At 50.6% G+C, this 18229-nt stretch carries 19 protein-coding genes and 1 tRNA gene; 13 read left to right on the top strand and 7 right to left on the bottom strand.

The genetic code is table 11. The annotated features are described in order from the left end of the window. Positions 1 to 135: 135 nt before the first annotated feature. Both EHT25_RS33480 and EHT25_RS17615 read left to right on the top strand, forming a co-directional pair. A complete protein-coding gene (locus tag EHT25_RS33480) occupies positions 136 to 282 on the top strand; it encodes a hypothetical protein (RefSeq protein ID WP_374756168.1) in 147 nt (48 codons plus the stop codon). Continuing rightward, positions 225 to 572 (top strand): hypothetical protein, encoded by a 348-nt coding sequence (locus tag EHT25_RS17615; RefSeq protein WP_124876452.1) that lies wholly within the window; start codon positions 225 to 227, stop codon positions 570 to 572. Before EHT25_RS33480 ends, EHT25_RS17615 begins: the two co-directional genes overlap by 58 nt. Positions 573 to 575: 3 nt before the next feature. Here the strand turns inward: EHT25_RS17615 and EHT25_RS17620 are convergent, their stop codons facing one another. From EHT25_RS17620 to EHT25_RS17635, 5 genes are all read right to left on the bottom strand, one after another. Next, positions 576 to 1808, bottom strand: a complete 1233-nt coding sequence (locus EHT25_RS17620) for a sulfite oxidase (protein ID WP_124876453.1) — start codon at positions 1806 to 1808, stop codon at positions 576 to 578. Positions 1809 to 1906: 98 nt separating this feature from the next. Further along, complete coding sequence (locus EHT25_RS17625) at positions 1907 to 3190, bottom strand: adenylosuccinate synthase (protein WP_124876454.1); 1284 nt, start codon at positions 3188 to 3190, stop codon at positions 1907 to 1909. Between the two features lie 116 nt (positions 3191 to 3306). Continuing rightward, positions 3307 to 3483 (bottom strand): hypothetical protein, encoded by a 177-nt coding sequence (locus EHT25_RS33000; protein ID WP_221622300.1) that lies wholly within the window; start codon positions 3481 to 3483, stop codon positions 3307 to 3309. A 54-nt stretch (positions 3484 to 3537) separates the two neighbouring features. After that, on the bottom strand, positions 3538 to 4056 hold the full coding sequence (locus EHT25_RS17630; protein WP_124876455.1) for a Fur family transcriptional regulator: 519 nt from the start codon (positions 4054 to 4056) through the stop codon (positions 3538 to 3540). 117 nt (positions 4057 to 4173) lie between these two features. Further along, positions 4174 to 6456, bottom strand: a complete 2283-nt coding sequence (locus tag EHT25_RS17635) for a RelA/SpoT family protein (protein WP_374756166.1) — start codon at positions 6454 to 6456, stop codon at positions 4174 to 4176. Between the two features lie 212 nt (positions 6457 to 6668). On the opposite strand from EHT25_RS17635, the gene EHT25_RS17640 reads away from it, so the two are divergent. Both EHT25_RS17640 and tig read left to right on the top strand, forming a co-directional pair. Beyond that, positions 6669 to 6750: transfer RNA gene (locus tag EHT25_RS17640), tRNA-Leu, on the top strand. A gap of 104 nt (positions 6751 to 6854) precedes the next feature. Then, entirely contained in the window at positions 6855 to 8219 is a 1365-nt protein-coding gene (tig, locus tag EHT25_RS17645) for a trigger factor (protein WP_124876456.1), read from the top strand. Between the two features lie 127 nt (positions 8220 to 8346). On the opposite strand, the gene EHT25_RS17650 is transcribed toward tig, so the two are convergent. Next, positions 8347 to 8745: a helix-turn-helix domain-containing protein gene (locus EHT25_RS17650; RefSeq protein ID WP_124876457.1), complete on the bottom strand. Its 399-nt coding sequence runs from the start codon at positions 8743 to 8745 to the stop codon at positions 8347 to 8349. 223 nt (positions 8746 to 8968) lie between these two features. Here EHT25_RS17650 and EHT25_RS17655 point away from each other — a divergent pair, with 223 nt between their 5' ends. The 9 genes from EHT25_RS17655 (at position 8969) to argB (ending at position 17492) form a co-directional block, all read left to right on the top strand. Next, positions 8969 to 9643, top strand: coding sequence for a ClpP family protease (locus EHT25_RS17655; RefSeq protein WP_124876458.1), 675 nt, complete (start codon positions 8969 to 8971; stop codon positions 9641 to 9643). A 178-nt stretch (positions 9644 to 9821) separates the two neighbouring features. After that, a complete protein-coding gene (locus tag EHT25_RS17660; protein WP_124876459.1) occupies positions 9822 to 10286 on the top strand; it encodes a heme-binding domain-containing protein in 465 nt (154 codons plus the stop codon). A gap of 276 nt (positions 10287 to 10562) precedes the next feature. After that, on the top strand, positions 10563 to 11798 hold the full coding sequence (gene clpX / locus EHT25_RS17665) for an ATP-dependent Clp protease ATP-binding subunit ClpX (protein ID WP_124876460.1): 1236 nt from the start codon (positions 10563 to 10565) through the stop codon (positions 11796 to 11798). Positions 11799 to 11954: 156 nt separating this feature from the next. Beyond that, the gene (locus EHT25_RS17670) at positions 11955 to 12578 is read left to right on the top strand and encodes a hypothetical protein (protein ID WP_124876461.1); all 624 of its coding nucleotides are present in this window, start codon (positions 11955 to 11957) and stop codon (positions 12576 to 12578) included. Between the two features lie 212 nt (positions 12579 to 12790). Further along, positions 12791 to 13435 (top strand): hypothetical protein, encoded by a 645-nt coding sequence (locus EHT25_RS17675; RefSeq protein WP_124876462.1) that lies wholly within the window; start codon positions 12791 to 12793, stop codon positions 13433 to 13435. A gap of 192 nt (positions 13436 to 13627) precedes the next feature. Further along, positions 13628 to 14356: an alpha/beta fold hydrolase gene (locus EHT25_RS17680; protein WP_124876463.1), complete on the top strand. Its 729-nt coding sequence runs from the start codon at positions 13628 to 13630 to the stop codon at positions 14354 to 14356. A gap of 238 nt (positions 14357 to 14594) precedes the next feature. After that, entirely contained in the window at positions 14595 to 15722 is a 1128-nt protein-coding gene (locus EHT25_RS17685; protein WP_124876464.1) for an aspartate aminotransferase family protein, read from the top strand. A gap of 28 nt (positions 15723 to 15750) precedes the next feature. Next, positions 15751 to 16698: an N-acetylornithine carbamoyltransferase gene (locus tag EHT25_RS17690; RefSeq protein WP_124876465.1), complete on the top strand. Its 948-nt coding sequence runs from the start codon at positions 15751 to 15753 to the stop codon at positions 16696 to 16698. After that, a complete protein-coding gene (gene argB, locus EHT25_RS17695; RefSeq protein WP_124876466.1) occupies positions 16695 to 17492 on the top strand; it encodes an acetylglutamate kinase in 798 nt (265 codons plus the stop codon). The genes EHT25_RS17690 and argB overlap by 4 nt, the downstream gene beginning before the upstream one ends. Here the strand turns inward: argB and EHT25_RS17700 are convergent. Beyond that, positions 17483 to 18031 carry a C40 family peptidase gene (locus EHT25_RS17700; protein ID WP_124876467.1) on the bottom strand — a complete coding sequence of 183 codons (549 nt, stop codon included), beginning with the start codon at positions 18029 to 18031 and terminating at the stop codon, positions 17483 to 17485. The genes argB and EHT25_RS17700 overlap by 10 nt on opposite strands. Positions 18032 to 18229: the final 198 nt, after the last annotated feature.

Consider the following 18229-nt stretch of genomic DNA (forward strand, 5'->3'; position numbering starts at 1 on the left):
ACATTCGAATCTGGATAAACTAGCCGCAGCCGGTTTGCTGGTGGCGGTCGGAATCGTTTTTGGCGACATCAGGACCTCCCATTATACACTTACCGCGCCATTATTGAAGATCGGGTTATTACTGAGGATCTGACCCTGGGCGGGGCGTCGGCCATTTTCTGGACGCTGACCTTCCAGACAACACTCAAATACGTGCTGATAACCCTCCGCTGCTGTTTCGGAAAGTGGTCGAAGAACTGGTTCGTAATGAAGAACTGGTTCGTAATCAGGAAGTTCAGTTAAATCCGAAATACCGTCCGCTCGACACCCATCCGAACTTTATCGGCGATTTCCGGTTCATCATCATCAACCGGTTTTTGTCGTACGAAAATGAACTAAGTCTTATTGACAAGCTGACCATGAATGGGTATTTTGGCCTGAAGCGCCTTAGTCTGGCCGAAGAACGAGCCTACGGTATTGATAAACAGAACGTTACGGCGGAGCAGGTGCCTTTGATTGTGCGCCGGGCCGAAAGGGTACGGCTTCGGCGGATACACCCAACGGGCAGCCACCGAAACCATCCCGCCCAATAAGGCTTAAACGACCTTGACCGCAATCCGGTGGCAGGCATTGTTGCAATAGCCTTCCGGATTCCACTGGGGCATCACCATCGGTTGCGAAACACCGGCATCGTCGACGGCCCGCGCCCAGATTTCGTAATACCCTTTTTGCGGAAGTTTCAGCTCAATCGACCACTGTTGCCAGGCCAGGCGGTTTTTCGGATTTTGTACTTTGCAGCTCTGCCACGTACTGCCGAAATCAAACGAAATCTGAACGGTTTTTACCGTTCGGTCGCCCGCCCAGGCATGTCCGCGCAACGCAATGGACTGGCCCAAATCCACCGTCGCACCGGTTTTGGGAAACGTGATGAGCGATTTGACCGGCATGGATTCAATGATCCTGAACTGATCTTCCGGCGGATCGACCCCGGGCTGAACGGGGTTGATCGGAACTTTGTAACTTTTTCCGGTCATTTTTGCGCCGTCGTGGACTTTGTTACGCACCGAAATGGTGTGCAGCCATTTACCCGAAACCGACGCGGGCCAGCCGCCTACCACCAACCGCAGCGGGTGGCCGTGCGTCAGGGGAATATCTTTGCCGTTCATGGCCCAGGCCACCAGGGTTTCGTCTTCCAGCGCTTTTTTGATGGGAACGCCCCGCGAAATAACCGGTTTAGTCGGGTCCTGACTGACGTGAAGATCTTTGCCCAAATACCCGATGTAAACCGCATCGTCTTTCAGGCCGACATCGGCCAGGATATCTTTCAGCCGCACGCCCGTCCATTCGGCGCAGCTTACCGCTCCGTCAGTCCATTGATTGCCAGCGGTTTGGGGCGTATAGCCCGCCCGGCCATTTCCGGCACATTCGAGTACCAACTGGTAGGTATACGTCTTGAAACGCTTCTTTAAATCGTTTAGCGTGTAGGTTTTGGGCGCTTTTACCGATTCGCCGTTGATCGTGAGTTCCCACTTGGCAAGGTCGATGCTGTCGGGAATCAGACCGTTGTTGCGGATGAACATTTTATCAGCGGGTGTAACCGCATCGTCGAGCAGGGAAGCCGGTGCTTCGACGTTCCAGGGTTTGTCATTCAGCACAACCATGTCTTTGTGCTTGATTACCATGGGATTGGGTTCCGCAAAAACCAGCGGAATATAGCCGGTCGGCATCCGGTCAGCAAAGGCAATTCGGGTTCCTACCAGCCCGGCCATCGTGGTCAGCACTCCTTTTTTAAGAAAACCCCGACGATCGAAAAGTGAAGAATGGTCCATTGAAGTTGGGTTTAAGATTCCAAAAGTAACAAAAAAAGACCTGCCAAAGGTTACATCCCAGCAGGTCTATGAAATTTGTATGGTGAACCGATGCCTGGTTAAACGACGGCTTCGCGGTGAATGATCGCTTCCCGATCCGGGCCGGTGGAGATAAAGCTGATGGGCAGACCCAGCTCGGCCTCCAGGAAGTCGATATAAGCCGTTAATTCGGCCGGAACTTCTTCGTAGGTGTGGAAATCCGTCAGGGCGGTTTTCCAGCCTTTGAATTCTTTGTAAACCGGTTTTACGGCCGTATCGCAAAGGTCGTAAGGCAATTGCTCCGAAACCGTACCGTCCGGCAATTCATAATGCGTGCAAATGTTGATCGTATCGAAAATATTCAGCACATCGACCTTCATCATGATCAGTTGCGTCACGCCGTTGATCATGATGGTGTATTTCAACGCGGGCAAATCGAGCCAGCCGCACCGGCGCGGACGACCCGTAGTCGCCCCAAACTCACGACCTTCGGCGCGCATCCGCTCCCCGGTTTCGTCCGACAGTTCGGTCGGGAAAGGGCCGCTGCCGACGCGTGTGCAGTAGGCTTTGAAAATACCGAACACTTCTCCGATTTGCCGGGGCGCAATCCCCAGACCGGTGCAGGCACCCGCCGTCATTGTGTTCGAACTGGTTACGAACGGATACGAACCAAAATCAATATCAAGCAGTGAGCCCTGTGCGCCTTCCGCCAGAATTTTGTGACCGGCATTCAGGTCGCGGTTGACTTCGTATTCGCTTTCGACGAGCTGGAATTGCTTCATGAACTCCACGGCTTCAAAAAAATCCACTTCAGCCTGTGGTAAAACTGACTGATAATCAAACTGATGATGGTCCAGCGTGACCTTGTGCAGATCGACCAGCTTGGTGTATTTCGCCTGAAAGTTCGGCGACAGCACATCCCCCACGCGCAGACCCTGCCGGGCTACCTTGTCCTGGTACGTGGGGCCGATTCCCCGCAGGGTCGAACCAATTTTCGATTCGCCTTTGGCTTGTTCATAAGCCGCATCCAGCAGCCGGTGAGTCGGCAGAATGATCGACGCCTTTTTGGAAATAAAGAGGTTTTTGGTCAGATCAAGATTGTATTTGGCTAAACCGTCGATCTCTTTCCGGAACACAATCGGGTCGAGGACGACGCCGTTTCCGATAATATTTTTAATATCGGCCCGGAAAATTCCCGATGGAATCTGGTGTAAAACGTGCTTAAAACCGTCAAATTCCAGCGTATGGCCAGCGTTTGGCCCACCCTGAAACCGGGCAACCACTTCGTACTGCGGGGCCAGTACATCCACAATTTTCCCCTTACCTTCGTCGCCCCATTGCAGGCCGAGTAATACATCTACCATAAAAAAAAATTAAAAAATGACTGCGTTCATCGAGTTAACCTTTAGTCGTTGAAACGAAGTGTTTGAGCGGTTTTGCCTTTTAATATCCTATAAAATGGAAAGCCAAAACCATGAAATTATGCAACTTTTCTTGTTTTCGCCATGCGGATGATAGGCTCAAGTTCCAGGAAGTGATTCAACTCTTTCCTGTCTTCTTCCGACGCAAGTCCGGCTTTCTCTTTGGAAAGTGAATCGTAAAACCGGCTGCGCATTTCATCCAACGCTTTGAAAGCCGGAATTTGTTCCGGTGTCACACCGGCAGAAACGAAGTCCGTAAATGCTGCGTAGCATTCATTAGTTCAGACGATTTACGAAACCAGTGGTTGACCGCCGTGTTCCTGCAAATCCTTTTCTTCCTCGTTTTTTGAGCGGTTTTCGCAATGATCGCGCTGACAGCTTCCGTAGAAAATCAGCGAATGGTGCATCACGTTGAATTTCAGCATGTCGCCCACCAGCGACTGAATGTTCTGGACGCGGGGGTCGCAGAATTCCATCACGTGGTGGCAATCCGTACAAATAATGTGGTCGTGCTGTTTGTAACCGTACGATTTTTCGTACTGAGCCAGGTTTTTCCCGAACTGATGTTTGGTCACCAGGTCACAATCCACCAGTACATCGAGCGTGTTGTACACCGTGGCCCGACTCACCTGATATTTTTTATTTTTCATCGAGATATAGAGTTCATCTACATCAAAATGATCTTCACGGTTATAGATTTCGTCAAGAATGGCGAAGCGTTCCGGCGTCTTCCGGAGTGCTTTGCTTTCGAGATATGCCGTAAAAATTTTCTTTGCGGCATCCAGGTTGGCTTGTTTCGCTAGTGGCATAACTTCACGGGTATGGGTTCAGGGCTTGGGGCGAAGGGTTTTGAAATGAGATAATGAATGAAATTCCAATACGCGAGCCACCGCTGTCAACCCTAAACTTGCTAGTTAAAAACAAAATTAATCAAATCGGGCTACTTTCACGACTCCGTCGACTTTTTCGAGTTTTTTCATCAGCTCTTCGAGGTGGCGGGTGTTGTGAACGTATAACTTCAGGGTTCCTTCAAAAATTCCGTCTTTCGAATCGATCGTGATCGAACGGATGTTGATGTGCAGTTCGTTGCTGATGATTTTTGTGACGTCATTGACCAGCCCGACGCGGTCGGTGCCCGTGATCCGCAAACCGGCCAGAAACGCCAGATCGCGCTGCGAGGTCCATTTGGCCTTGATGATGCGGTTGCCGTGGTTCGACATCAGCTCGACGGCATTCGGGCAGGTGGTCCGGTGAATTTTGATTCCCTCGTTCACGGTTACAAACCCAAAAACGTCGTCGCCCGAAATCGGATTGCAGCACTTGGCCAGCGTGTAATCGATCCGGTCCATGTCTTCCCCAATGAGCAGCATGTCGGCATCGGCGCGTTCGCCGTGGAGCTTTTTCAGTTCTTTTTCGAACTGCTTACCGTCCTGCAGCGTATCGGTATTGAGTTTGTTCTGGCGGTTTTCTTTCGACTCCTTGTCGGACTTGAATTTTTTAAGTTCCTGAACGTCAATGTGCCCCTTCCCAACCCGGTAGAAGAAATCATTGGACGTTTTAGAGCCGAAATAAGCCCGGAGCTGGTTCAGGATTTCGTTCGTGAGTTCCAGACGCAGCGTTTTCAGTTTCTTCGCAACCGCTTCGCGCCCGTCCGTAATATGCTGTTTGTTTTCCTCCTTAATGAGGTCCTTGATCTTGGTTTTGGCCTTCGACGTCACCACAAACCGCAGCCAGTCCTCATTCGGTTTTTGCTTGTTGGAGGTAATAATTTCAACCTGATCGCCATTGTTCAGCACGTGACTGAGCGGCACCAGCGTCGTGTTGACCTTGGCCGCCATACACCGCGCCCCGATCTGGGTGTGAATATCAAAGGCGAAATCCAGGGCCGTAGCTCCGCGCTGAAGTACTTTCAAATCACCTTTGGGGGTGAAAACGAAAACCTCTTCGCTGTATAAATTGCTCCGGAAATCGTCCAGAAACTCAATGGCACCGGTTTTCTCGTTGCTGGCCGATTCAAGCATTTCGCGAACCTGGCTGATCCAGGTGTCGATGCCCCGCCCGGTCTGGGTTTCGTTGCCTTTGTATTTCCAGTGGGCTGCGTATCCCTTTTCGGCAATTTCGTTCATCCGGGCGGTCCGGATCTGCACTTCCACCCACTGCCCGGCTTTGCTCATCACCGTTGTGTGCAGTGATTCATATCCGTTGGCGCGGGGGGTGCTGATCCAGTCTTTCAGCCGGTCCGGATTGGGTTTATAGTGATCCGTAACAATCGAATAAGCCTGCCAGCAACCCGCCTTTTCGCTTTCGGGCGGAACGTTCAGAATGATCCGGATGGCAAACAGGTCGAAGATTTCCTCGAACGGTTTTTTCTGTTTGCTCAGCTTGTTATAAATGGAGTAAATGGATTTTGGGCGGCCTTTGACCACAAAGTCATACCCCATTTCCCGCAAATCGTCCTCGATTGGTTCAATAAACCGGGCAATAAAACGATCCCGCGATGTTTTGGTTTCCCGCAGTTTTCGGGCAATGTCTTTGTAGGCTTCCGGCTCGGCGTATTTCAGATACAAATCTTCCAGCTCCGACTTGATTGCGTTCAGACCCAGGCGGTGGGCCAGCGGGGCATAGATGAAAATGGTTTCGGAGGCAATTTTGAGCTGCTTGTCGCGGGGCATCGAGTCGAGTGTCCGCATGTTGTGCAGCCGATCGGCCAGCTTGATCAGGATTACCCGCACATCATCCGACAACGTCAGCAGCATTTTGCGGAAATTCTCGGCCTGTTGCGAGGAGCCGTACTCAAACTTTCCCGAAATCTTGGTCAAACCGTCGATGATCCGGGCCACTTTCGGCCCAAAAAGCCGGTCGATGTCGGCAATCGTCATTTCGGTATCCTCAACCACATCGTGCAACAGGGCAGCCACGATGGAAGTCGTTCCTAATCCGATTTCTTCGACGGCAATCTGGGCAACGGCCAGCGGGTGATAAATATAAGGTTCGCCCGACCGACGGCGCATGTTCTGGTGGGCTTCCAGCGAAGTATTAAACGCCTTTTTGATCAATTTGGCGTCATGATCCTTCAACATTGGCTTGGCTTCCCGCAGTAATCGCCGGTAGCACTTTAAAATTTCTTTCCGTTCCTGGTCAAGGTCAATGACCGGTTCAGCAGTTACGCTCATAAGGGTGTGTCCTTCTTCTTCTGTTACACTCTGCATCGCATTCAGGTACAGGATACACAATAATATTAAAAAACTGGCTCAGCAATTCAAAGGAATCGTTAGAAAAAATAATCCTCTTTCCGGAAGTGGTTGTTCGATACAGAAATCATTTGTACTTTTGCAGGCCAAAAAATAGTTTTGGGGCTGGACGTTCAGGGATTTGGTATCCGTTGAATCCATAACGTCGGGGTCTGAAACTAATTTTATTCGCGGGCGTGGCGAAATTGGTAGACGTGCCAGACTTAGGATCTGGTGCCGCAAGGCATGGGGGTTCGAGTCCCTCCGCCCGTACAGTTTAATTGCGAATGAGTGAATGAGTGAATGAGTGAATGGATCGTTAGCGGTTTTTTCACATTCTCACATTCACTCATTCTTACATTCAAAATTAGTGTATCGTGGAAATTGCATTAGAGAAATCGACGGAAACCAATGCTTCGCTGAAAATCAAGTTGTCAAAAAGCGATTATCAGCCGGAAGTCGATAAGAAATTGAAAGATTACGGTCGTCGGGCCAGTATCAAAGGCTTTCGTCCGGGTAAAGTACCGTCTTCGTTGATTCAGAAAATGTACGGCAAAAGTGTGCTGGTGGAAGAAATCAACGAGTTGCTGAAAAATACCGTCAGTAATTACATTCGCGATAACAAACTTCAGGTTGTTGGTGATCCGCTGCCGGACCGTGAACAGGCCGATGCCATCGACTGGGATAGCCAAAACGAGTTCGAGTTCAATTATAACCTGGGTCTGGCTTCCGATTTCGAAGTCGATTTCGATGCCATTCCGGCCGTTACCGCGTATGAGATCGAAGCGGGTGAAACCGAACTGAATTCGACCATCGACGAGCTGAAAACCCGGTTTAGCGGTCAGGCCAACGTGGACGAGTCGGCAGAAGGCGACATGATTTACGGCGAACTGAAACAACCGGCGAAAGAAGAGGGGGGTGAACCGTTTGCAACAAAAACCGCCTTCCCAACCAAGCAGATTGCGGCTGACGAACTGCCGAAGTTTGTGGGTTTGAAAAAAGGCGATACGGTTACGTTCGATATTCAGAAAACGTTTCCGGATGAAAAATCACGCGGTTTGGCAACGGGGTTGAAGAAGGAAGAAGCGGCTGAACTGGCCGGTGAATTTACCTTTACCGTCGATGATGTGACCCGCCCGGAACAGGCCGAAATCGGTCAGGAGTTTTTCGATAAAGTATTGGGCCCAAATGTCGTGGATAGCGAAGAGCAGTTTCGTGAGAAAGTGCTGGAAGTGATCAAAGGCAACTACGGTCGGGAATCCGATACGCTGCAACGGCTCGATATCGAGCAGGCGTTGCTGGACAACATCGCCATTTCGCTGCCGGACGACTTCCTGAAACAATGGCTTTTGACGACCAATGAAGGAAATGTGTCGGAGCAGGAAGTGGAGGAACAATACGATGCGTTCGCCCGGTCGGTGAAATTGCAGTTGATCAAGAATAAAATCGCCAGCGAAAACGAAATCAACGTGTCTTACGAAGATGTGTTGAACGTAACGCGCGGCATGGTGCGGGAGCAGTTCGGTTTTTACGGTGATGACGAACAGATGGGGCAAACGATCGACAAAATTGCCCAGCAGTATCTGATGGACGAAAAAGGGGAGAATTACATGAAAATGTACAACCGCCTGTCCGACGATAAGGTCATCGACGTCATCAAGAGCAAACTGACGCTGGCACCCCGGACCGTTACCGTGGATGAATTTAAAGAACTTGTTGCCGCTCGTCAACCACAAGCTTAACCCTGTTTAGCGGTCGTCAGACCCTGACAGTGGTTAAGTAGATTAAGCGGTTTATAAATTGCAAATAGTAGATTCGGGTTTTAGTTGTCACCGCCGTCAGGGTCTTCGACCGCTGACGGGGTGGGAATTAAAACCCGATTCGGTTTCGGTTCGTGGGTGGAACAAAATGGCGGACCACTTCGACCAGCGCCAGATCTTCGGCTTTCCGCTTCCAGTAGGCCACTTCCATCCGGAGCTTTTCAATTTCGAGGTCTTTTCGTTCCTGTTCCGATTTCAGGGTTTCCGCCTGATGAACGACTTCGGCCGGGTACAGTTCCGGTTGCGGAGGCAGTTCGCCCGAAAGCAGCTGGGGAGCGGTGGTGCCGAGTGCCGTCGCAATTTGTTGTAAACGCGAAATCGTTAAATCGGTTTTTCCCCGCTCAATGTCACCGTAAGCGGTCGTTGACAGGCCCAGCATATCGGCCATGTTTTCCTGCGAATAGCCCTTCTTCTGGCGCAGTAAACGAATTTGAGCATTTGTATCCATGATGTCTCAAGAAATTCTGACAATATAATAAGTCAAACCGACTATCAAAACCGGGTTTGATGCCCATTTTTGTATCACAACACCGGCGAAGGGGCAGTTGGTTTCAACGCGTTGGCGGTCTTTAAAACCCGCCGTCGGTAAAAAAAGACCGATGCCACTAAGCGGGAACCAGAGAGTAGGTTATGTTTGTATTTTCGTTGCGCTAAACAGAAAGCAGATCAGTATGAATCAAGGAAATGAATTCCGCAAATTTGCCGTTCACCACATGGGACTGAACGGTCTGACGGTCGATGGTTATATGAACCATACGGTTGAAAACATGACCCGCTCGGTAATCGAGGAACGTCCGATGAACTTCCGGGAAGTGGACGTATTTTCCCGTCTGATGGCCGATCGGATCATCTTCATGGGCATGGGCGTCGATGACAACATTGCGAATATTATTGTGGCCCAGTTATTATTCCTCGAATCGGCCGATCCGAAGAAGGACATCCTGATGTACATCAACAGTCCGGGTGGTTCGGTGTATGCCGGTTTGGGAATTTATGATACCATGCAGTATGTCCGGCCCGATGTCGCCACGGTTTGTACGAGCCTGGCTGCTTCGATGGGGGCGGTTTTGCTGTGTGGTGGAGCCGCAGGCAAACGGTCGGCACTGCCACACGCCCGGGTGATGATTCACCAGCCGTCGGGTGGCGCCCAGGGCCAGTCGGTCGATATTGAAATCACCGCCCGCGAAATCGTTAAACTTCGGGACGAACTGTACGAAATTATTGCCAGCCATTCCGGAAAAACGAAGGAGCAAATCGAAAAAGATTCCGATCGTGATAAGTGGTTCCGGGCCGATGAAGCCAAAGAATACGGCCTGATCGATGAAGTACTGCGTCGGGAACGCTAAGAAGGGGTTCATCGATCAGCGAAAACGGAAACTGTCCACGACGGTTTCCGTTTTTTTGTAATCGGAAAGTTTCTATTTTTAAGCGGAGTTAATTTGGAAGACCATTGACCACCGACCATTGACGATTGACAAGGGTCGGTGGTCAATGGTCTATCGTCAACGTAAAACCCTTCCTCCAATGATGAAAAAGGTACTCATCGGTATTGCCGTATTGCTCATCGGTATTCAGTTCATTCGTCCCGACAAAAACGAGGGCAGCGCCGATTCGCCCCAGGACATTACCCATGCCGTTCAAGTGCCCGAACCGGTTATGCAAACCTTGAAAGTGGCGTGTTATGACTGCCATTCCAACCACACCAAATACCCCTGGTATGCCAACATCAGTCCGGTGAGTTTGTGGCTGGCCAATCACGTCAATGAGGGCAAATCAGAGCTTAATTTCTCTAGCTTTGCCGCGTACGACAAAAAACGGATGGATCATAAACTGGAAGAAATCGGCGAAGAGGTGGAGGAAGGGCACATGCCTTTGCCGGCTTACACGATGCTGCACCACGATGCCGAATTGAGTGAGTCGCAGAAGCAGCTTTTGGTCGAGTGGGCCAAAACCGAGCGGACGCGACTGGGTTACGTCCCCGAAAAATAAAAAGTTGACGATCAACGGGACATTTTATCACGGGTAGTTCGTTCTTTTTTGCGGCATATTATCCATTCAGTATGAATTGGTAGGGTAGAACCGGATCAGAATACTTTAGCAGACATTTAAACTGCACAAACCGCACAACCAAAATTTCTAGTATATTTGTTCTGGTTCGCTCCAATTCCTCTGGCCGGTCTGACCTTTTACCCGTTTAATCGGAAACCGGCTGCATAAATCCAACGTTAAAGCGAGAAGCTACCTATTTAGTTAAGATACATTTCTATGCCACAAGTGAGCTGTTCGTTCTGCGGACGACGCAAAAATGAGGTGACCCTCCTGCTATCGGGCATCGATGCCCATATTTGTAATTTCTGCATCGAGCAAGGCCATCAGGTAGTGCTGGAGGAAACCAAACCCAAGCGCTCGAACCCCGAAGATCGCCCCAACTTCAACCTCATCAAACCGATGGAGATGAAGAGCTTCCTCGACCAATACATTATCGGGCAGGACGAAGCGAAAAAAGTGATGACCGTGGCGGTTTATAACCACTACAAACGGTTGATGCAACCACCGTCGGACGACGAAATCCAGATTGAAAAATCCAATATTGTGATGGTGGGCGATACAGGAACCGGTAAGACCTACCTGGCCCGGAGCATCGCCAAAATATTGCAGGTGCCTTTCTGCATTGCCGATGCCACGGTGATTACCGAAGCCGGTTATGTGGGCGAAGATGTGGAAACGATCCTGACGCGTTTGTTACAAGCCGCCGATTACAATGTTGAAAACGCCGAGCGGGGCATCGTCTACATCGATGAGATCGATAAAATTGCCCGGAAATCCGATAATCCGTCCATTACGCGCGATGTAAGTGGCGAAGGCGTTCAGCAGGCCATGCTGAAACTGCTCGAAGGCTCCATTGTCAACGTACCACCCCAGGGCGGCCGCAAACATCCCGACCAGCGGATGATTGCCCTCAATACCGAAAACATCCTGTTCATCTGCGGAGGAGCGTTCGACGGCATCGACCGGCACATTGGCAAGCGCGTCAACGCCCGGCCGATCGGTTTTTCGGGCGACCGTCGCCTGAACGATTCGCTGGAACGCGCGAATCTGATGCGCCATGTTTCGGCCCAGGATTTGAAATCATTCGGTTTGATTCCCGAACTAATTGGCCGTCTACCGGTTTTGACCTACCTCGAACCCCTGAGTTCCGAAGCGCTGCGCCGGATTCTGACCGAACCCAAAAACGCCATCACGAAGCAGTACGCCAAGTTGTTTCAGATGGAAGATATCAAACTGTACTGGGACGACCTCGCCCTCGACTACGTAGTCGATCAGGCGATGGTCTACAACCTGGGTGCGCGCGGTCTGCGTTCGATCTGCGAATCGATCATTACGGACGCCATGTATGAGCTTCCGTCGACGAAAGAAATAAAAGAGTTGACAATCACGGTTGATTATGCCCGGGAGAAGTTTGGCAAGTCATCGCTGCACGTGCTGCGCTCTGCCGCCTGACAAACGGAATCAACCTGAACTGACTGAATTGAACCAAAACGTATAGGGGGTTCAACTCAGTCAGTTTTTTTTTAGGGAAACAGAACAAATACGGTTTTGGGAAGTTTTGGATACGAAGCAACCATCATGCTTTGTCATAACCTCAAATTATCCCGTATGAAAACCTCTTCCCGAAACGTGTTTTACGCGTTGATCGCCACGGTTCTGTTCAGCGCCTGCAGCCGTCCCTATGCCACCTACCAGAAAATGCCCGTCGAGCATTTTGCCAGTCAGAAACCCAAAACCGCCCCGGTTTTTTCTACTGAAGCAGCCCTTCCGGTAATGGAGCAAACGGTAGCAGCCATTCCTTCCGAATCCCAGCCGGTTTCGGCTGTTCCACCATCCAGCGCACTGAATCAGGTTCAGAAGGCGATGGATCAGGTAACGGCCAGCAGCGACAACAAAGTGGTCAATAACAAGCTGCAAAAGCGGATGGCCCGGATTCAGTCGATGCTGACGACTACTTCCAACCAATCAAATCTTGCTTCGACGCAAAACAAGGTGGCCAAAAAGCCGAATCTGGCCGAGCGTCTGATGTTGAAAAACGTCGATAAAAAAATCAAGCGGGCGCTGGCACCGAATCACCCCAATGCTCCCAAAGCCGTGAACGTCATTGTAACGGTGGGAGCCATTGTGGCCCTGGTCGGCTTAATCTTATTCCTGGCAACTACCTCAAATGCCATCGGCGTCACCCTGCTGATCGTTGGTCTCGTTCTGCTGCTGGTCGGATTGATTGTCTGACGGCCTACCCGATGACGGGCCCGGTGGCTTAAACCGGGCCCGTCCGTATTCATTTTGGCGTAAAATGACGCTTTTTGAATGCGGTAAATAAATAAAAGCCATTGTCTATCGACTTTTTTACAAAAAAAGAGGCCAAGTTTTGCAGGGATGATAATCATTCTGCTTTTTTGTCCGGAATACACATTATTAATCATATCTCCTTTTCAAATTTCATGAGAACACTTTCCAAACTAGCAGTGTATTCACTGCTGACTTCAGCCTTGTTCAGTGCTTGTAGCCGTCCGTATGCAACCTACCAGAAAATGCCCGTCGAGCGCTTTGGCAGTCGGCAGGAAGTTCCGGCGGTTTCGACTCCTCAGACGCCGGCCGAAGACGTTGCTGTTGCATCGGTAGAATCCCCGGCTGTTGCTCCCGCCGAGACAGCCACCCCGTTGACAACCGCTGCAGCCCTGAAAAATGTTGAACAGAAATTACAGGAAACCGTAGCTCGCAGCGATAACAAACTGGCCGGTACCAAAAAGCTTGAAAAACGGATGGCCCGGGTGCAGAGTTTACTGGCCGAAGCCAGCGTGAAAGCCACGACGACAGCCGAAAATAAAACCGCTTCGGCATTGACCACAACGCACAAAATGAATTTGGCGGAGCGGATGATGATGAAGAAAATTGATAAAAAAATTAAAAACTCGCTGGCGCCGGACGAAGCCCAAGCCATGAGCCGGACGCTGCGGGCGGGGATCATCATCGCCATTATCGGTTTGATTCTGTCGCTGCTGGGCGGGGTTTTATCCCTGATCGGGGTGCTGATGTTAATCGCCGGTCTGGTATTGATTCTGGTCGATGTGCTTTCGCAGGCTTAGTCTTTCAATAAATAATTAATAATGAACAATGAAAAATTAACAATGTAAAAGCGCTTCAAATCGGGCACATTTGCATTATTAATTTTTCATTTATTTTTTGGCGTAGTTACGGCCTTCGGGTTAGTGGCTACGCCAAACTGTTTTCGGACTTTCTGGTTAGTAGAATAGACACACCTTCAATTCAATCATCCGATGAATGCGAAACCAACTCTTGTACTGATTCACGGTCACGGCGTCGATGCTTCCATCTGGAATCAGGTTTATGACGATCTGGCTTCGGACTATAGCGTTGTAAAACCCGACCTCTCCACCCAGTCCAGCCACGAAACCATTGAAGCCTACGCCGAAGATTTGTTTAGTCTCCTGCAATCGGCTCAGCTCCAGTCCTGTGTGCTGATTGGGCATTCGATGGGCGGTTACATTGTGCTGGCCATTGCCGAACAACATCCCGACCTTGTGAGCGGTTTGGTGTTGCTCAACTCCACGGCTTTTGCGGATGATGAGGCTAAGAAACAGTCCCGGCAAAAAGCGGTCGAATCTTTGGAGGAACAAGGGGCAGGGCCGTTTATTGGGCAAACCGTGCCCAAGATGTTTGGCGAAGACTTTAGTAAAAACCATTCCCAGGAAGTAGCGCAATATGTCGAGCGGTTTTCGCATTTGCCCGCCAAGGCGCTCAGTGCCGGAATGAAGGCAATGGCGTCGCGTCCGGATCGTACGCACGTGCTGAAAGATGCTTCTTTTCCGGTTTTGATCATTGCCGGGCAGCAGGATCAGCTGGTGCCGTTTGCCAAAAGTCAGGAATTGGCTGCCGCCGTTCCTAATGCGCAAACCGTGGTGCTCGAAAAAGCCGGTCATCTGGGCGTGATCGAACAGCCGGATACCGTGCTGAAAGCAATTCGGAATTTTATCGCGGAGCTGTAAAACCGCCAACCGGTTAGTAAATCGTTTCGTTGGTTTTGGGTAATCCGGTTACATTCCCGGCCAGAGACCAGCGGCTGGGCGGCCAACTTTGAACTTCTGGGGTTTTTCCATTGTATAAAAAGCAGGTAGTAAGCCTGCTTTTTACATTTTTAGCAAAAATTTACCGCCAGAATGCGTAAAATTGCAGGCCAAAAGCCATTCATCTGAAATTAATTAATTCGTTTAATCCCGGTTCAAAATGCTTTTCAACGTCTATCCGCTCTACGACATCGAACCCGTTCGGGCGCAGGGCAGTTACTTATGGGACACCAAGGGTGACCGTTATCTTGATTTGTACGGTGGTCACGCCGTTATTTCGGTTGGTCACACACATCCCAGGTATGTCAGGGCGCTGACGGAGCAGTTGAATCGGATTTCGTTTTATTCCAATTCCGTGCGGATTCGGCAGCAGGAAGAATTGTCGGAAAAACTGGGTGCGATGTCCGGTTATCCGGATTACGCCCTGTTTTTATGCAATTCCGGGGCCGAAGCCAACGAAAACGCCTTGAAACTGGCTTCGTTTCATACGGGCCGCAAAAAAGTAATCGCGTTTAAAAAGTCGTTCCACGGCCGCACGGCGGGTGCCGTAGCCGCCACGGACAATCCGTCGATTGTCGCCCCGATCAATTCGAACGACCATGTTACTTTTTTGCCTTTCAACGACATAGCCGCAGCTGAGGCTGCCATTACCGATGAAATTTGTGCCGTAATCATCGAGGGCATTCAGGGCGTGGGCGGTATTCAGGTCGCTACCAGCGAGTTTCTGCAGGCGCTTCGTCAGAAGTGTGACGAAACCGGTGCGATTTTGATTCTGGACGGGGTTCAGTGCGGCTACGGGCGTTCGGGTAAATTCTTTTCGCACCAGTTCAGCGGTATTACGCCCGATCTGATCACGATGGCGAAAGGAATGGGCAACGGTTTTCCAATTGGCGGGGTGTTGATTTCTCCGAAGTTCAAGGCTACCTACGGTTTGCTGGGAACGACGTTCGGCGGTAACCACCTGGCCTGTACGGCGGGGATTGCGGTGCTGGACATCATGCAGGAAGAAAATCTGATCGAAAATGCGGCTGAAATCGGCGATTACATCATGGACGGTGTCCGTCAGATTGGCGGTTATAAAGACCTGCGGGGCCGGGGCCTGATGATCGGAATTGAGTATGATTTTCCGGTCGAATCCCTGCGGAATACCCTGCTGTTCGACCACCGAATTTTTACCGGCGTCGCAGGAAAAAACACCATTCGATTGCTGCCTTCACTGGCGTTGGGTCGTGACGAAGTAGACGTATTTCTGGAGGCTCTGAGCAAAGAAGTGCGCGTAGTTTCTTAACCGCTTTAACCTGACTTTGCGACCTGAAATGACCAATTTTTTAGCGTACGACGACGTAACTGATTTGAATGCCCTCATTCAGGAGGGATTGAATGCCAAACAGAATCCATTTGCCGATCAGTCGCTGGGCCATAACAAAACCATTGGCCTGATTTTCTTCAATTCCAGTTTGCGCACCCGGATGAGTACCCAGAAAGCCGCTCAGAACCTCGGAATGAACGTCATCATGATGAACGTCGGGCAGGATAGCTGGGGGTTGGAGATGGAAGAAGGCACGGTGATGAACGGCGACAAGGCCGAACACGTCAAGGAAGCGGCCGCTGTGGTCGGAAAATACTGCGATATTGTGGCAGTTCGGGCGTTTGCCGGGTTGCAGGATCGCGAACAGGATTATCGGGAAGTGGTTTTGAACCAGTTCAGGAAATACGCCGGTGTGCCCCTCATCAACCTCGAATCGGCGACGCGCCACCCGCTGCAATCGCTGGCCGACTGCATCACCATCGAAGAATTCAAAGTCCGGAAACGGCCGAAAATCGTGCTGACCTGGCTACCGCATTTCAAACCACTGCCGCAGGCCGTGGCCAATTCGTTCAGCGAGTGGATGAACCATATGGATGCGGAATTTGTGATTGCCAATCCGGAAGGCTACGACCTGGCACCTGAATTTGTCGGTAACGCCCGTGTGATGCACAACCAGAACGAAGCGTTTGAAGGGGCGGATTTTATTTACGGTAAAAACTGGTCTTCCTACCAACAGTACGGCCAGGTGCTGACCCAGGACCCATCGTGGATGGTGACAATGGACAAAATGCGCCTGACCGACAACGGAAAATTCATGCACTGCCTGCCGGTTCGGCGCAATATGAAAGTGACCGATGAAGTGCTGGACAGCCCGCAGTCAATTGTAATTGAACAGGCGGCTAATCGCGAATGGTCGGCGCAGGCGGTTTTGAAAGGTGTTTTGCAAGGTTTATGAACAGTCTGATTATCATTAAAATAGGCGGTAACGTCATCGACAATCCCGACGCACTAAAACAGTTTCTGGCTTCTTTTCGCGGGATTTCCGGTCATAAAATTCTCATCCACGGGGGTGGTAAAATCGCCACCCAGGTCGCCGAAAAGCTGGGCATTTCAACCACGATGGTGGAAGGCCGCCGGATCACGGATCAGCCCATGCTCGACGTCGTTACAATGGTTTATGGCGGTCTGGTTAACAAGCAGATTGTGGCTCAGTTACAGGCCATTGGGGTCGATGCCATCGGGTTGACGGGGGCGGATGCCAATACCGTTCTGTCGAAAAGGCGGGCGGTGGGCACCATCGACTACGGTTTTGTGGGCGATATCGAAGAAGTCAATTCGGGCCAGATCCAGTATTTCATCCGCCAGAATCTGGTACCGGTTTTTGCACCCTTGACCTACGACAAGACGGGAAGTCTGCTCAATACCAATGCGGACACGATGGCGTCGGCGATTGCGGTCGATACGGCGGTTCGCAACGAGGTGACGCTGGTGTATTGCTTCGAAAAGAAAGGAGTGCTGTCGGACCCGGAAAACGACGACAGCGTCATTGCGGAACTTACGCCCGAAAGTTATGCCGACTACAAAAACCGGGGCGTCATTAACAAAGGCATGATTCCCAAGCTCGACAATGCGTTCAAGGCGCTCGGGAAAGGCGTTAAAAAAGTGATCATCTGCCACGCCAATCAGGTGGCCGAAGCGGTGAGCGGGAACGGAGTCGGAACGGTTTTGCGCCCGAAAACTCAGGAGTGAACCACCCGACGGATGCCGACGTAACGCCGTTGGTAGTAGCTTGCGTGGAGCCAGTCGTAGCGCACTCCGCCATTCCAGGCCGAATGGATGAACTTGATGCGGTCGCCCACAATTTCGACAATCATGCCAACGTGGCCGATGCTGCTGCTCCGTGAACTGTGGCCTTTAAAGAAAATCAGGTCGCCGGGTTTGGCCACTTCCTGCTCAATTTCAACCCCCACATTACTCTGGGCCGCACTCGAATGGGGCAAGGTAATGCCAAATTTACTGAAGCAAAACCGGGTAAAACCGGAACAATCGAAACCACTGGGTGAAGATCCACCGGAGCGATACCGCGAAGAAAGGTATTTTTTGGCGTAACCGAGAATGTCGTGAACCAGCGGAATCCGCTCGTAAAATGCAGCTTCGGTTTGGGTCGTATCGGTTATAACCGGACGTTTAACCGAGTGTTTTTTAACGATTCGTTTGAAAGGCCGGTGGGCTTGAGCAATGCCAAACGAGACAACGCAGAGCGCCGTCAGGAGCACTTTTCTAATCATAAATTAGTAGGTCAAGTCAAGTTTCGATTTCTAAAAATAGAACCGTTTGGTAAAAAATCCAAACAATTTACTGCTTTTGGTATAGTAGTAACAAATAAATAATGGAAGCGCTTTTGAATGGCCTTACTATAAGTGTAGCCGTAATTTATTGAACGTTAGTAAGTTTCAGGACTCATTAGCCGTAGAAGACGAAAGAAA

Origin of the sequence: Larkinella rosea, assembly GCF_003858635.1 — a bacterium.
Lineage (GTDB): Bacteria > Bacteroidota > Bacteroidia > Cytophagales > Spirosomataceae > Larkinella > Larkinella rosea.